The sequence below is a fragment of the Rhizobium sp. T1470 genome, from assembly GCF_042140505.1.
Taxonomy (GTDB): Bacteria; Pseudomonadota; Alphaproteobacteria; order Rhizobiales; family Rhizobiaceae; genus Rhizobium; species Rhizobium favelukesii.
Map to the genome: position 1 here is coordinate 154,232 of NZ_CP148093.1, position 15,301 is coordinate 169,532.

General features: G+C 57.3%; 12 protein-coding genes and 4 pseudogenes. 7 read left to right on the forward strand and 9 right to left on the reverse strand.

Translation table 11 applies throughout. The features are described from left to right. Positions 1-892: 892 nt before the first annotated feature. From WGT02_RS30465 to WGT02_RS30480, 4 genes and pseudogenes are all read right to left on the reverse strand, one after another. Positions 893-1,120 (reverse strand): annotated as a pseudogene (locus tag WGT02_RS30465) (IS110 family transposase); the annotation flags it as partial. Positions 1,121-1,470: 350 nt separating this feature from the next. Then, a complete protein-coding gene (locus WGT02_RS30470) occupies positions 1,471-2,655 on the reverse strand; it encodes an IS91 family transposase (protein WP_082321374.1) in 1,185 nt (394 codons plus the stop codon). Between the two features lie 4 nt (positions 2,656-2,659). Next, entirely contained in the window at positions 2,660-3,523 is an 864-nt protein-coding gene (locus tag WGT02_RS30475) for a site-specific integrase (RefSeq protein ID WP_037069958.1), read from the reverse strand. A 105-nt stretch (positions 3,524-3,628) separates the two neighbouring features. Beyond that, positions 3,629-4,579: pseudogene (locus tag WGT02_RS30480) on the reverse strand (IS110 family transposase); the annotation flags it as partial. 316 nt (positions 4,580-4,895) lie between these two features. On the opposite strand from WGT02_RS30480, the gene WGT02_RS30485 reads away from it, so the two are divergent. The 3 genes and pseudogenes from WGT02_RS30485 to WGT02_RS30495 all read left to right on the forward strand — a co-directional run. Then, positions 4,896-5,315: a transposase gene (locus tag WGT02_RS30485; RefSeq protein WP_037069550.1), complete on the forward strand. Its 420-nt coding sequence runs from the start codon at positions 4,896-4,898 to the stop codon at positions 5,313-5,315. Continuing rightward, positions 5,296-5,649 carry an IS66 family insertion sequence element accessory protein TnpB gene (gene tnpB / locus WGT02_RS30490; protein ID WP_037069548.1) on the forward strand — a complete coding sequence of 118 codons (354 nt, stop codon included), beginning with the start codon at positions 5,296-5,298 and terminating at the stop codon, positions 5,647-5,649. The genes WGT02_RS30485 and tnpB (WGT02_RS30490) overlap by 20 nt, the downstream gene beginning before the upstream one ends. 54 nt (positions 5,650-5,703) lie before the next feature. Then, positions 5,704-6,363: pseudogene (locus WGT02_RS30495) on the forward strand (IS66 family transposase zinc-finger binding domain-containing protein); the annotation flags it as partial. A gap of 70 nt (positions 6,364-6,433) precedes the next feature. On the opposite strand, the gene WGT02_RS30500 reads toward WGT02_RS30495, so the two are convergent. The 3 genes from WGT02_RS30500 to WGT02_RS30510 are packed head-to-tail and all read right to left on the reverse strand — an operon-like array spanning position 6,434 to position 8,852. Next, positions 6,434-8,005, reverse strand: coding sequence for an IS66 family transposase (locus WGT02_RS30500; protein WP_208245164.1), 1,572 nt, complete (start codon positions 8,003-8,005; stop codon positions 6,434-6,436). Between the two features lie 54 nt (positions 8,006-8,059). Further along, positions 8,060-8,413, reverse strand: coding sequence for an IS66 family insertion sequence element accessory protein TnpB (gene tnpB / locus WGT02_RS30505; RefSeq protein WP_208245162.1), 354 nt, complete (start codon positions 8,411-8,413; stop codon positions 8,060-8,062). Next, a complete protein-coding gene (locus WGT02_RS30510; protein ID WP_208245161.1) occupies positions 8,394-8,852 on the reverse strand; it encodes a transposase in 459 nt (152 codons plus the stop codon). Before WGT02_RS30510 ends, tnpB (WGT02_RS30505) begins: the two co-directional genes overlap by 20 nt. Before the next feature lie 82 nt (positions 8,853-8,934). On the opposite strand from WGT02_RS30510, the pseudogene WGT02_RS30515 reads away from it, so the two are divergent. The 3 genes and pseudogenes from WGT02_RS30515 to WGT02_RS30525 form a co-directional block, all read left to right on the forward strand. Next, positions 8,935-9,873, forward strand: a pseudogene (locus tag WGT02_RS30515) (IS66 family transposase); the annotation flags it as partial. A gap of 473 nt (positions 9,874-10,346) precedes the next feature. Continuing rightward, positions 10,347-11,054, forward strand: a complete 708-nt coding sequence (locus WGT02_RS30520; RefSeq protein WP_208245863.1) for a hypothetical protein — start codon at positions 10,347-10,349, stop codon at positions 11,052-11,054. Positions 11,055-12,121: 1,067 nt separating this feature from the next. After that, positions 12,122-12,490 (forward strand): MurR/RpiR family transcriptional regulator, encoded by a 369-nt coding sequence (locus WGT02_RS30525; RefSeq protein WP_208245865.1) that lies wholly within the window; start codon positions 12,122-12,124, stop codon positions 12,488-12,490. Here the strand turns inward: WGT02_RS30525 and WGT02_RS30530 are convergent. Next, positions 12,436-13,496 (reverse strand): IS630 family transposase gene (locus WGT02_RS30530; protein ID WP_208245220.1). Its coding sequence is split into 2 segments (ribosomal slippage): positions 12,436-13,004 and positions 13,004-13,496, totalling 1,062 coding nucleotides; the frame shifts between segments, so codons are not numbered across the junction. The two genes, WGT02_RS30525 and WGT02_RS30530, sit on opposite strands and share 55 nt — an antisense overlap. Before the next feature lie 215 nt (positions 13,497-13,711). Here WGT02_RS30530 and WGT02_RS30535 point away from each other — a divergent pair. Next, on the forward strand, positions 13,712-14,113 hold the full coding sequence (locus tag WGT02_RS30535; protein ID WP_208245869.1) for an SIS domain-containing protein: 402 nt from the start codon (positions 13,712-13,714) through the stop codon (positions 14,111-14,113). A gap of 348 nt (positions 14,114-14,461) precedes the next feature. Here WGT02_RS30535 and WGT02_RS30540 read toward each other — a convergent pair whose 3' ends face one another. Next, entirely contained in the window at positions 14,462-15,019 is a 558-nt protein-coding gene (locus WGT02_RS30540) for a hypothetical protein (protein ID WP_208245871.1), read from the reverse strand. Between the last annotated feature and the right edge of the window lie 282 nt (positions 15,020-15,301).

Here is a 15,301-nt window from a genome sequence, read left to right on the forward strand (position 1 = left end):
AGCCAGTTGGCAAAGTCCCACGCCTGACAAGCAGAGGCCGCAAGATGACGACGCTCTTTCTGTGCGCTGCCGACAAGTGCCGCGCCAAGTATCCTGTCTACCCAGCCTTTGAGATCAGCTCTCTTGGGCGCTCGCCATCACCCCAATCGACAGTATACTGCGCCGCTGCGATGAAGGACAGTACGTTTCCCTGCACCTGACCCTGATGCCTTGGTAATCCGCCACTCCTTTCGCCTGAGTCAGCGCCGCAGTGGCCCGCCCCAGCTGTTTGAAGGCCTGTTCGAACGGCAGTAACCGGCGCGGGGCTTGGCTCGGTTTTTCCGAACGGGGAATGCGGAGGCAAGAGGCCAACGTGAAACGTCACGGCCAAGTCGAGGTTGGGAAACTGTCCCTGGGAGTAAAGATTGGTTGGGTTGGCTATGACCCACCACCGATCCTTGTCAGTGTGAATGTCCCAAACATCGTGGACCGTGCCTCAGAACCGCTTCAGAATAAACCTTATGAAGAAAGTTCACGGTGGTTGCGGAATATTTCAGGTGGCACGCCCCTGACCTCTTCCTTCATCTCTCGCATCTAGCAACGTTGGTCCTCCAAGCTCACATGAGGATTTCGCCGTCAAGATCAATCACTTTTTCATAGGGTGCTTGTATCGAATCCATGGCTGAGCCACCGTGCATGACGCGGCACGTTTCCGTCGCCGGTTCAAACTCACATACGGTCGCCGTTTTGTCCGGCAGCACCACTATCCCGCTTGCGTAGCGGCAAGGCTCAGGAGAACGGGACCAATCTAAAGCGCGGCATTTGAAGCCCGACTTAGAGGCGGTTCGTTCACCTGGATCCGCCAGGATTGATCAGTCCTGGAAGATTTGTGTGTTCGGCCATTTTATGGTCGTCAGGCGGTCTTCATAACAGCCCCTTCGATGACAACACCCGCAATGACAAACTTCCACAGCGTGATAAGGAGCTTGCGCGCCAGGGCAACTATCGCGGCTTTCTTTAAACGTCCACCATTCGACTGGACCCGATCCACAAACCAACGACTGATTATGAGCGCTGACGCTGGCTGATTGCGTAGCCATAGCCAGGACAATTGAATCATCGTGGTGCGCAACCGGGGATTCTGGAGGGTTATGTGAGGTCGGATAGGACAGTGGCGTCATACTCGGCCGACCTCACATAAGCCGGATTGAACGAAGGCGCGGGTTGTTTGGCACTATGGGGATTGCGTTCTGCGTCCGGTTCCGGCGCGGTGATGCGGTGGCCCTGAGGGCGCGCAATCAAGTGGCAGACGGCGAGGTTTTACATGATTGTCGAAGCGCAATGTCGCGGGTCGCTGTGCCGGTTGTGCCGATATGGATGCATTTGCGCCTACGGATCGAACATCTGGCCTGGTTCCAGGCAGCGACGATTGTCCGCCGGAACGGCGTCCAAGTCGGCGGGTGATATGGGTCGTCTGCCGATCGCCTGATGTCATGATGTGTCACATCGGAATGAAGATGACCGTGCTTGAGCGGGTCGGATGTTGGCCTTCATCCGACGCATCGGCCGGTCACATTCGGGGCATGTGAAGGGGTAGCCTTGATTTGGGTTGAGGCAATGCGGTTGCTCGGCCGACGTCGACCGCTGGCCCAGCAGGTCCCGACAGAGGGCGATGCGTTGCCGGCGATGGCTATTGGCGAGAAAGCCGAAGTGACGCATACGGTGAAAGCCGTCGGGTAGTACGTGGAGAAGGAAGCGCCGGATAAACTCGAGCGGGTCAAGGCGCATGATCTTCTCGCGATCATGTCCTTGGCGTCGATAGTCCTTCCACCGGAAGTCGACATGCTCGTCATCGGCACCGACGATACGACTGTTGGCGATGGCCACACGATGGGTGTATCTGCCGAGATAGGCGAGCACTTGGTCCGGTCCGCCAAACGGCGGCTTGGCGTAGACGACCCATTCACTGCGACGGGCGTGCGCGAGATGGCTGGTGAAAGCGGTGGGGTCGGCAAGGCGTGCAAGCGCGTTGGAGAAGCGAAGTTTACGCTGAGCGAAGGCGTCAGCAAGGGCCGTCAGAAAGAGCCGCCGGAAGACACGCGATAGAACTCGGACGGGCAAGAAAAAGCCCGGCCGGCATGCAATCCACTTTGACTTATCCGGTGAGAGACCGCCGCCTGGTATGACGCAGTGGACGTGGGGATGGTGGGTCATCGCCTGGCCCCAGGTGTGAAGCACGGCGATGATACCGATCTCGGCACCCAGCCGTTTAGGGTCGGCGGCGACCGTCTGCAGCGTCTGGGCTGCGATCCGCATCAGCAGTGCGTAGACGACCGCCTTGTTGTGGAAGGCTATCTCGGCGATGCCAGGCGGTAGTGTGAAGACCACATGGAAGTACTGGACCGGCAAGAGATCGCAGATGCGGGCCGCGACCCATCCCCTGCGAGCTATGCCCTGGCACTTCGGGCAGTGACGATTGCGGCAGGAATTATAGGAGATGCGAGTCGTGCCACACTCATCGCAGGCATCGACATGGCCGCCGAGCCTGGGTGTGCGGCAAGCTTCGATCGCGCCCATGACACGTCGTTCGCCACGACTAAGATGACCGGCGTTCTCTCGCCTGTAGCAGCCACCGTGTCGCCGAAAGATGTCGGCAACTTCGAAAGCGGGGCGCAACCGATTATGATACCGGCGGCGTCACCTCCAGTCGCAATCGGTCAAGCGGGCTTGCCGTGGAGCGGATCGTGTCGGTGGAAACCCGCGTGTAATGTGCCGTGCTCGACAGGTGTGCATGACCGAGCAGTACTTGGATAATACGAATATCGGTGCCGTTCTCCAGCAAGTGGGTGGCAAAACTGTGCCGCAATGTATGGATGGTGACCCGCTTGGCCAGTCCCGTTGCTGCAACCGCCGAACGACAAGCGGCATGCAACACCGTCGGCTCGATCGGCTTGTCAGGATTGCGTCCGGGAAAGAGCAGCGTCTTGGGCCTCGTCAAGCGCCAATAGCTGCGTAGGATGCCGAGCAGTTCCGGCGACAGCATGACGTAGCGGGCTTTGCCGCCCTTGCCATGGCGGATATGAATCACCATGCGCGAGCTGTCGATATCACCGATGCTTAGTCCGCAGACTTCCGAGACCCTGAGACCGGCTCCATAGGCGCAGGTTAGTGCCACACGCGCCTTCAGGCTGGAGACAGCTTCCAGGAATTGGACTACCTCGTCCGTCGACAGAACGATGGGTAGCTTCCGCGGTGCGCGGGCATAGGGGATGCGCTCCGGGATCTCATTCTGACCGAGCGTGACCCCATAAAAAAACCGCAGCGCGCAGACGATCTGGTTCAATGCCGCCCAGGATATTCCACCTGAGACAAGGTAGACTTGGAACGCGCGGACATCTTCAAGATCAAGCCGATCCGGCGAGTGGCCGAAATGGCGGCTGAACTTCTGGACGGCATTGATATAGGATCGTTGGGTGGCCGGAGACAGATTGCGGACCGTCATGTCCTCGATCATCCGGCGGCGAAGAGGGCTTATCTCGGCCATCTGGACCTCCTGTCTGAAGGGTGGGTTTGCAACACCCTCATCCTCTCAGCCAGGAGGCTCTTCTCAAAGCCCGCCGCAATTGCCGCGGTAGCGGCTTAGTTCAATCCCTGCTTTTGAGACACCTTGTTCGTGGTCAATCGTCCCGCTCATCCATGGGGTCGGTGTCAAACCTGCATAGGCGGCAATCTGCCGCCGATTATCAAAATGTCGGCACAGCGCTTCGGTCCAAAGAACGGCGGCAAACTCAGCGCCGACACCTTTTAAGGTAAGCAACATTGCCGGCGCCGGTGCCTCAGACGCTAGCGGCTCATGTACGGAAAGCAGGGAATTACGCTCGCTCTCCACCTCGGCGATTTGCTCAAGCAGCAACTCAAGACGATCGAGTTCTCGATTTATTTGAGCCTTGAGATGCTTCGGCAAGCCACGGCCGTCTCCGGTGCAAAGCTCCTCAAGGCGTATGCGGCGATCTTTGCGAAGCGGTTGATAGCCGCTGACGCCCTGGGCGAAAAGTAGACCCTTGACGCGATTAACATGCCTTACTCGCTCCGCAATCAACACTTTGCGTTCCCGGCAGATTCGACGCCGGTCTTCGTCCTCTGGATCTGGCGCTCTGACCATTGCGCACACACGTGGATCGCCACGCTTGAATGCCAGCAATGTCCGCGCCAGTGCCTCTCCATCAATCTTGTCGGTCTTAACGCGCCGACGTCGACGAGAGGTCGCGATAGAAGCTGCATCAACTACGTAACTCTCAATCCCGTTCGCTTCCAGAACCCGATGGATCCAAAAGCCATCCAATCCAGCCTCTTGGATCGTCACGATGGGAAACGACTTCCCTGTTCGTAGCCGCGCCTTCAGTTGGAGCTGCTCAAACTGAGCGAGCAACTCGGCTATATTGCCGCCGTCCACCACGTGCTTCGACATCTTTTCGCCGTTGCCCGGCGACAACGAAGTGATCAACCAGGTCGATCGGCTAAGTTCCAACGACACAAAAATTGCGCGAAGATCAGTGCGGACAGCGGTTGGCGTCTTTGATTGAACGGATGTGGCTTCCATAACCTGTTCCTTCTGAGCGAGTGCTTTGATGCAGCCTCACTCTGCCAGAGCGTCGGCCGCTGTTCACTCCTCATGAGATCTATGCCAACCCACTAGATGGTCAGATCTCAACGGCCGGTCATTCCGGGCACATCACTGACAACCTGCGAGACGGTAATGGCAAAGATGGGTCTGAAGGCCTAAATCTTCGGTTGTGCGTCATCCTGACATACTGCGAGCTCATTCCAATTTAGTAAGCGCTAATTTCTGTGCGCCTTCTGTAGCGGAGTGCTGTGAGGCATGAAGCGTCCACCAAAAAATAGGTGGACACCAAATCATGGATGAAGATGCTCCTAAACTGCAGGTACGGCTTGTTGGTCGCGACGGCCGCCGTCGATATGACCCTGCGTCGAGAGATCAGCTTGTCGCGGCGTGCTTAGAACCCGGCGTTTCGGTCTCGCGGCTGGCGCTGGAGCACGGCGTCAATGCGAATCTCGTCCGGAAGTGGATGAAGAAGTCCAGAGCGGAGCGTCAATTGCCTTTGGCCTCGGCGTTCGTTCCGGTTCAGATTGCTCCGGATATGCACTCGGGTTCTGCTGGCGATCTGAAGAAGACCAAGCCATTGAGCCAGTGCCTTCCCGCATCCAAGGTGAGCGCACTCCTGCCGAACGGGGTCAGCCTGACCGTCGAGTGCGCCGGTGTGGAAGTGCTGGAAGCAATCATAGGAGCGCTGGGTCATGTTCAGACTGGGCGGTGATCTCAAGGTTTACCTGCATCGCGAACCGATCGACTTCCGCGCGGGCATCAACAGCCTGGCGGTCCTGGTCCAGGAGACGATGGCGCTGGATCCGTTTGCGCCTGCGGTTTTTGCCTTCTGCAATCGCCGGCGTGACCGAATGAAGCTGCTGTTTTTTGATCGTTCCGGTTTTGTGATGGTCCTGAAGCGGTTGACCGAGGACAGGTTCAGATGGCCCCGTTGCGAGGTGCCGGTGGTCATGCTGACGACAGAACAGCTTCACTGGATCCTCGATGGCATCGATATCGACGCAATGGTGCGCCATCCGGTGCGGCAATATCAGATTGCCGGCTGACGGATGTCGAATTGAGCAGTTGACGCGGCTGGGCGGTTCAGATTCAAGAATCTGATGACTCGCACCGGCGAACCGAGCATTGCAGAACTGATGGCGCAATTGGCAGCCAATGCTGCCGAAATCGCTGCGCTCAAAGCCGAGAAGGAAGCGCTCTCGCAGCGGGTCGTCAAGCTGGAAGAAGAGCTTGCACTGGCAAAACTCCATCGCTTTGCCCCCCGCAGTGAAAAGCACATTGATCGTCTCTTCAACGAGGCCGAAGAGGCTGCGGTCGAGGATGGCAGCGAAGCAGGCGATGTTGTCGAGCTTCCGGACACCGGCCTGCCAGCGGTAGAAGGTCAAACGGGAAAGAAGCGTGGACGCAGACCTCTGCCAGAAGACCTGCCACGCGAGCGCGTCGAATATGACCTCCCCGACGATCAGAAGTCTTGTCCCTGCTGCCAGGGTCAGATGCATCGCATGGGCGAGGCTGTTACCGAGCAGCTCCATATCGAGGTCAAGGCAAAGGTCCTACAGAATGTGCGGTTCAAGTACGCTTGCCGCCATTGCGACCGCACCGGGATCAACACACCCGTCGTGATCGCACCGATGCCGACGCAGCCCCTGCCGGGCAGCATCGCTACCGCCTCGACGTTAGCCTTCGCGCTCGTCCACAAATACGTCGACGGCACACCGCTTTACCGCGTGGCTCAGACATTCGAGCGTGCTGGTGTTCCGTAAGCGCTCATTTCCATGCGCGTTGACGTGGCCCATTTGACGTGGGTCGCTTTGTGACGGCCCTATCGGATCAGGCAGCGGTAGTTTTGGCGAAGTTGAAGGGCAGCAAATCAGTGATGTCGGAATCTGTTGCGCGCTGCGGCAGTTCGGTAAGCACGTGGCGCAAGTAGGCCAAGGGTTCGATGCCGCAAGCTCGGCAGGTCAGCATTAGGCTGTAGACGACGGCACTGGCCCTCGCTCCGTCCACGGTGTCGCTGAACAGCCAGGATTTTCTGCCAGTGGCAAAAATTCTGATATCGCGCTCGAGTAGGTTGTTGTCGATCGGCATCCTGGCGTCTTCTGTGTAGCGCGTCAGGTAGTCCCACTGATTTAGGGTATAGGACACGGCATCGCCGATCTTGCTGTCGGGCAAGACCTTCGGGGCGATGTCGTTGAGCCATACCTTGAGAGCATTCAGGATGGGGACACTGTGTTGCTGGCGGAAACGGCGAATGCAATCGGCTTGCGTTTCGCCCTTGTCAGGCTTTGCGTTGCGCGCCTGGCTTTCAATCCGGTAGATCTGCTCGAAGAATTTCAGCGCCTGCTCCGGCGGACCGCCGCCTTTCTTTCTTGCCTTGAGGGCATCGACGAAGCGACGCCTGGAATGCGCCATGCATCCCAGATGGGTGGCCCCTGCCAGCGTGCGCCAGGCGGAATAGCCATCGCTCATCAGGATGCCGTGGTAATCGCCGAGGAAGGCCTGCGGATAAATCTGGCCGCGGCCGGGTTGATAATCGAGCAGCACGATCGGCTCGTCGCTGTCCTCTCCACTCCGATACGCCCACATGAATGATGTGCTGGTGGCCTCCCTGTCCTTTTCCTTCAGCACCTGGACCGTCGTCTCGTCGCCATGGATGATGGCTTGAGACCTGAGCCGCGATTTCAGCGCGTCATAGATGCGGGAGAGATGCCTCTCGCTCGAACCGATCACCCAATGGCCCAGAGCACCGCGGCTGACGGGAACGCCGGCGCGCTCGAAGGCCTGGGCCAGGCGGTAGAGCGGCGTGCCATCGACATATTTGTGAACAAGAGCAAATGCCAGCGTCGAGGCCGTGGCGATGCTGCCCGGCAAGGGCTGCGCGGGCATTGGCGCAAGGACAACAGGCGTGTTGATCCCGGTGCGATCGCAATGGCGGCAGGCATACTTGAGCCGCACATTCTGCAGGACCTTGGCCTTCACCTCGATGTGGAGCTGCTCGGTGACGGCCTCGCCCATGCGATGCATCTGGTGACGGCAGCAAGGACAGGCCTTCTGGTCGTCGGCAAGGTCATATTCGACGCGCTCGCGCGGCAGATGTTCCGGCAGGGGCTTGCGGCCACGTTTCTTGCCCTCTGGCTTCTCGATCGCCGCAAAGCCCGTGTCCGGCAGGTCGACGACCTCCCCATTGTCTCCGCCGGCGTCGTCTTCATCGGCAACCTGCTCGGCTTCATCGAAGAGGCGGTCCACGTGCTTTTCGCTTTTCGGCGCAAAACGATGAAGCCGCGCCAACACCAGTTCTTCCTCGAGCTTGACCACGCGTTCCGTGAGCTGACGGTTCTCCGCCTGCAGCGCCGCAATGCGCGCCATCAACTCCTCAACAGTGGGTTCGCCGGGTCGGATCATCAGATTCTTGAATCTGAACCGTTTCGCCCCGTCAACCGCAGACGTCGAGAACTGTCAGCCGGCGATCTGGTATTGCCGAACCGGATGGCGGACCATCGCGTCGATATCAATGCCGTCGAGAATCCAGTGTAATTGCTCGGTCGTCAGCGTTACCACCATCATCTCCCGACGTGGCCATCGGAACCGGTCTTCCGACAATCGCTTCAGCACCATCACAAAACCGGACCGATCGAAGAACAGGAGCTTCATCCGGTCACGGCGGCGATTGCAAAAGGCAAAGACCGCAGGCGCAAACGGATCGAGCTCCATCACCTCCTGCACCAGGACCGCAAGGCTGTTGATACCGGCCCGGAAGTCGATCGGCTCGCGGTGCAGGTAAACCTTGATATCAGCGCCCAGTCTGAACATGACCCAGAGCTCCGATGATCGCCGTCAACGCATCCACATCACCGCATTCCAGCGAAAGCTTCACGCCGTTCGGCAGCAACGCGCTGATTTTGGAAAAACCTGACAGATGGGCCGTCTTCTCCAGTGATGCCGGTTGTTCTTCACCATACGCGACCGGTATATCCAGCGAGCGCATCCCGACAGGCAGGCTGCCGTCTGCTGCGACGACCGGGATAAACGGCGAGCTTGCAGATACCGCCGACAAGCCAGCCTCCCTGGCCTCCTTGACCCACTTGCGTAGAAGGTTGGCATTGACCCCATGGCCAAGCGCAAGGCCTGATATAGAAACACCAGGCTGGAGGCAAGCCGTAACAAGCCGCGCCTTTGATCCTGGATCATAGCGCCGCCGACCATCACGCCCCACCAACCGCACACGCAGCTTCTGCTCTTCGTCATTCATATTTGGTGTCCACCTATTTCAAGTGGACACTTCATGCGGCAGAGAACTCAACGCGAAAAGGCGCATGGAAATGAGCGCTTACGGTGTTCCGATCAGCCGCGGCGCTCTCGCTCACTGGGTCATCGGCTCAAGCGAGAAGCATCTGCACCGCATCTATGATGCGCTGAAACTGCGGTTGCGATCGCAGCCTCTCATTCATGGCGATGAGACGACGGTTCAAGTCCTCAAGGAAAAGGACAAGGAGGCCACCAGCACATCGTACATGTGGGCCTATCGCAGCGGCGAGGACAGTGACCAGCCAATCGTACTGCTCGATTATCAGCCCGGGCGCGGCCAGATCCACCCGCAGACCTTCCTTGGTGACTACCGCGGCATATTGGTGAGCGATGGCTACACAGCCTGGCGCACATTGCATGGCGCAACCCATGTCGGATGCATGGCTCACTCCAGGCGGCGCTTCGTCGAAGCCCTCAAGGCAAGAAAGAATGGCGGCGGCCCGCCGGAGCAAGCGCTCAGGTTCTTCGAGCAGCTCTACCGGATCGAGAGGCAGGCGCGAGAGATAAAGCCCGACGCCGGTGAAACGCAGGCCGCCTGCATTCGCCGCTTCCGGCAACAGCACAGTTTGCCTGTCCTGAACGCCCTCAAGACGTGGCTCGATAACATCGCGCCGAAGGTCGTGCCGGATACCAAGCTCGGCGATGCTGTGTCCTACACCCTGAACCAATGGGATTATCTGACGCGCTACACCAGCGACGGCAGGATGCCGATCGATAACAACATCCTGGAACGCGACATCAGGGTTTTTGCGACCGGAAGAAAATCGTGGCTGTTCAGCGACACTGCTGACGGAGCCAAGGCCAGTGCTGTGATTTACAGTCTGATGCTGACATGCCGCGCCTGTGGCGTCGACCCTCTGATCTGGCTGCGCCACGTACTCACCGAGTTGCCACAGCGCGAAGAGAATGCCGACATCGGCGACCTGCTCCCGTTCAACTTCTCCAAGACCTCCACGACCGAATAGAGCCGGATACCGCGACCGATGCTATCCGCCGTTCGGTGTGGAACAGGCGTCAATACGCATCGAAAATCGCGCTTACCCAATTTAAATATATCGTGCAATATATTGATGCCATGCCAATATACTCTTGCATAACTGGATGAATACTTTCACGATCCGCTTAGCCGCGAGTTGAAACGAGCGATCACTCGGAACGAGCGGCGCGTAGCGGTTTCGACTCAATTCTTCCGAGACGGACTTCCGGCGAAGCTGCGTGTGTCCGCAACGCATTCGAGTCAACGCTGTTCGTGATAACCACGCTGTAAAAATGAGGGCTGCCATGCATCACCCGCTTCCACCAGAAGTGCGCCCCATCGCGGGTCTGAACTTCCCGCTTTATCCCTGCTCAAACGGGTCCTGGTCAATCAAGCCAACAGTCGGCGCCTCAAGCGTGCGGGTTATGATTTGTTCCATTCCGAAGGCCGGCACCCACCTCTATGCACGTCTTCTTGCTCTGCTCGGGCTTGAAAAGTCCGATGTGTTTTTCAATTAGAGACTATCTCGGAGATTTCCGCTTTGTAGATGTCGAGAGAGCTCGCTTCACTCATTCGGGCAATATAATATGGATACCGATTGAGATATCATCGCTTTTTGTCCAGCCGGGTCAGTTTGGGTATGGCCATCTGCCCTGCGACATCGCCATCCGTCGTTGTTTAGCAGATTTCAAAATCATCTTCGTAGCGCGCGAAATGCGGGCGGCAATTGTGTCGCAGATGCGATATGTCGGCGATAGCGACTGGTGTCCACCCGGGAGGACTGAGATCAAGTGGCGCAATGAGCCGAACGGGCAAGACAAAATGCTGAGGTATTTCGACGAGATCGCGCCCTTCATCTTCAACGACCGTTGCCACCCGATGGCACCGTGGACAGATCAGGTTGATGTGCTTGGATTGACGTATGAGGAGATCATAGGCGACCAAGGACGCGAAGTTCAGCTCGCGGCGATCCGCAAAGTCGCAGAATTTTGCGACATCCAGATATCGCAGCCCGAGCTGATTTTAGATCAACTGATCGGTAAGCAGACATTCACGTTCTCCGGCTGCCGAACATCCTGGGAATCCTGTTGGAACCCGGAGATCGAGGAGCGATTCGTGAAGCTCGGTGGATCGAAACTCAACGAGCGTTTCGGCTTTGGCACGAGATAGGCTCAGTCACGCCTCACAGCGTTGTAGTATTTTCGCGCGGCACCAGCAAAGACCACCAAACACGGCCTATGCATCTGGATAGTAAATTCCAGCCGAAATTCCGCGCACGTATACGTTCACTGCGCTGCCAGATTGCAGCGTTTTGCCATGAGCAACTGATGGGTTTCGTCCAGACAGTACTGGGCCTGTGCTACCTATCGCACCAGCGTTTCGGTAATGATATTTGTCGTCGTTTGGATAAAGCTTGCTCGGTATGGATGCTGTGAGCTTGTTCGCAGAACATTTTTTGTTGAACTTTACGAGGACCGGGCCTTCGCCGCTCTCGTTTAGCCGCAGGCTTGGCGCGGACGGTCGGTTTTACTTCACTGCCACGCCAGCAATCCGTAACCCGGACAGAAAGTCGTCGAGCGGCAATGCCTCGCCATCAGTGGCGGAACCATCTAGTCTGGACGCCTTATCGCCGTTGATCCTTCTGCGGCCACGGGCGGTGCGCTCGGCTTAAAGTCATTGAGGACGCGATCAATCTCGCTGCGGTCATCGTCAGCAATTGCCGACGCGTCTCGGCATGGACACGGCGATATGGATAGCCTTTCCTCCGATGCCTCCCGAACAACGACAAGCTTGGCGCGCACCTCATCACCGTAAACCCGCCGCCCAGGCTGCGGCCATCGCGAAGGACCTCCAAGACGGTCTGGCGCTTATTTAAGCCGCTCATCCCCATTTTCATCTCTGATGGCAGCGGCATGGCATTTCGAGAATGGTCACGGCGTTCTGTTCCCGCCAGCGCTGATGCCTGGTAGCCAGGCTCATCGCTCGGGATGACGCGATCCAGCGCGGCCATCAGCTCCTGTCTCTTTCACGCTGCTTCAACCTTTCAGCCAGTGCGACCCGCTTCTGCTTCAACCCCGTCCGCGACACTCATTCGAGGCTCCTTTTTCATCGGGACGGGTAGCCTCAGCCTTGTCGTTGATCTGGATCAATGAAGGCGTCAGCGGCGGCGCCTTTATATACACGAACTCGCTATTGGCTTTCAGTGAACCTCCAATCGAAGCGGACAGTTCAAAAATATGCAAGATCCACTAAAGGGACGGCGACTGCTGCTGGAGAGGATCAGTGATGCGGCAAACACGGCTCCGGATGCGCTTGCGCGTATAGCACTTTATATCGTCAATGACCCCGAGGCCGTCCTAACGCTCTCCATCGCTGACTTTGCACACCTCGCCAGGAGCGGATCTGCCTCAGTAATTCGGTTTTGCCGAATGCTCGGTTTCTCTGGTTTTCGTGAGTTTAGGATTGCTCTTTGCAGTGAAATTGAGCGGAGGAAGGCTTTCCAATTGGCCAAACGCGCCGCACCGAAAGATGTAATACCAACGAGCGCTAATCAAAACCGGTGCGCCCAGTCACGCATTCCAATCGACATGATCTTCCACGGCTGAGCGACCAGCTTGTTCCATGCGTCGCAGCAATGGGCGACGATGTCCTCGTAATCTTTGAAGATCCGGTTGGACAACCAGTTGTCACGCAGAAATTGCCACACGTTCTCGACGGGATTTAATTCGGGCGAGCGTGGCGGCAGGAAGAGCAGTGTGATGTTGTCGGGCACATCGAGCTTCGGCGTGACATGCCACCCCGCCTGATCAACGATCAGCACGGCATGAGCGCCGTCATCGACGGCCTGGCTGATTTCGATCAAATGCTGGTTCATGGCGCTGGTGTCGCAGTAGGGAAGAACGAGACCCGCACCTTTGCCCTTCTTGGGGCAGATAGCGCCGAAGATATAGGTCCACATCGTGCGTTGATCGTGTGGTGCCGAAGGCCTTGTTCCCCTGCGTGCCCATCGCCGGGTGATCTTGTTCTTTTGGCCTATCCGAGCTTCGTCGGCCCACCAGAGCTCAATCTCGACGTTCTTCGGGAGCCTGCCTTTGATGGCTGCCAGTGTGGCGGGGAACTTTTTTTAAAACTCTCCAGGTCGCCTTCGTTCTGGGCGTAATGGCGCGGGCGGGCAGACAGCTTTGCAAAGCCGAGCGCCTTCAATTCGCGGCCAATGGTCGTTTCATCGACGGATATCCGATATTCTTGGAACAGCCATTGAGCAAGATCCTTGCGCCGCCAGCGCACAACGCCATGCACCGCCGGTATCGGGCCACTTTCGACGATCTTTGCCAAAGCCTGGCGATGCACGTCGGAAAGCTTTCCTTGATTGCCGGGTGCTTTGCCATTGATGAGCCCCGACGGGCCACGCGCATTGAAGCGAATAACCCAGTCGCGGACAATTTGCAGGGTCACGCCTCCGATCCTGGCCGCATCGCTGCGGGAATGGCCATCATAGATTTCGGCAAGGGCAAGAAGCCGCCGAGCCTGTGCCGCATCCTTCGTGCCTTTGGCCAACGCCCGAAGAGCGAAGCCGTCGAAGTCATCGCGCAGTGGAATTCCTGATGTCATCCGCAAACCTCCGTTTGCGGTATTGATTCAGAACTCAACTGATTTGGAAACCTCAAAAAGAGTCAGAGATCGCTCACGCTGGTATAAGCCTTTCCCCGCGTGTCGCCTCACTCGCTACTGCGCTGCAAGACTCGATCGTTGCGTCTGCTCGGGCTTTTGACGATCTTCAAATATGTGATCTTGCCAAGCGTGTGCGAGCGGCCCGACGCGTCGAAGTGTTCGGTACGGGGCCGTCGTCTATCTGTGCCGACATTTTGGCGACGCGGTTGATTTGGCTTGGACTCCCCGTCCATTCCTCTGGTTCCGCAAGCATGGCGCATGGTCTCGCGCGAGCGCTTGACCCTTCGAGCGTCGCGATTGGCATCTCCTTGTTGGGCCACAATGAGGAAACCAAGAACTTTCTCAATATCGCACGGAAAACCGGAGCATATACGATTGCTATTTCAAGCCGCGCAAGCGGCGAGGTGGCTGAGGCCGCAGATGAGGTGATTCTATTTAGTCCGGTTGGCGCCTGGCGAGTGCCTGGGTCCGCCATGCATGTGCCATCTGTCGTATTACTGACGGAATATCTTTGCCTCTGTCTAGAGGAGGCGGAGGCCTTGAGATCGGATCAGTAGTACAGTGAGGCAGATGGCACAGGCACAAAGAGGGCGGATCGGTCGCGCAGCGGGTGTGGGGAGGACGGTGGCGGAAACATCCGGGAACCCGTCGCAGCCGTCGGGTCGCATAGGGGAAGCGTTCCAAAAGAAAGAAGGAGAAGCAAAAGGCCTGTACGGAGCCGAAATAAGGGCGGTATCTTGCAGCATTCTCCTCTTTTGCAAGAGAGGCATTCAGGTGTCATCGCCGTGTCAAAGACGCTCATTCCGAAGACTAAAGCCAGGTCCGCGGGTTTCGTGCGACAAATGCATCTCAAGCGCATCAACGAACTCAGTTGACCGTTCGCGGCCCCAATCTCCGACCAGAGCTCACATATTTCTTGGTCGATGCGTCTTTGGAAAAGATTGAGTGTGTTGATGAACATCCTGCAGCCCGAGCGCCGAGAGGTCAGCGACCAGCTTTTCTGGACTGATCTCAGCTGCCATTGAGGCGGAGTGTTCCAAAAGAGCAAGTAGATCATCCCTGTGCTTTGAATGAAGGCTCTCTCGGTACATTTCGATCTTTTGAGCGATGACGTCCGAAAAGGTTGCCCGACTCCCAAGATGCAGATCTTCTATTATTGCTTTTGGCCGTTCATGTACAACAACCCAATTCACAGCCAAGAGCCCTTCCAATCCAAAGAACACAATTTCCAGTTCCGAGCTGGAAGACTGTTGCGACGCTATCGAGAAGCCCGCTTCCGCCAGAGACCTGCAATCCTTGTCCACAGCCTCTGCAAACGCAGAAAAATTGACATGATGTATATCAATATCATTAGGCACACGCTGGATGAACTGCGAAAGAACGATGCTCCCAGCAAGCCAGCTGTCTTGCGATCGATTATGCGAAATGGCGGCCAGTGCAATCCGCAGCAGGTCAGAAATCATACGGTTGAGGCTTTACGGAAAAGTGAGAACAGCCTGTAAGTGACGTTTACGTTGGGATAATCGCCCGACCCGAGCATCGCCGAAGTGAGATTGTTGGCAGCTGTGATTTGTTCCAGGAGGTCGTCCCGGGCGTTAGTGCCGAACCCTAGAAGAATATGACCTATTTCCGTAAGGAATCCCGGGCTTTCCGATAGAAATCTCTTGAGCAGGTTGTAGCCTGGATCAAATGCTCCATGCTCAAGGTCACCGATGAATTCGTATTTTTCGGGAGCGAAGTTCGAT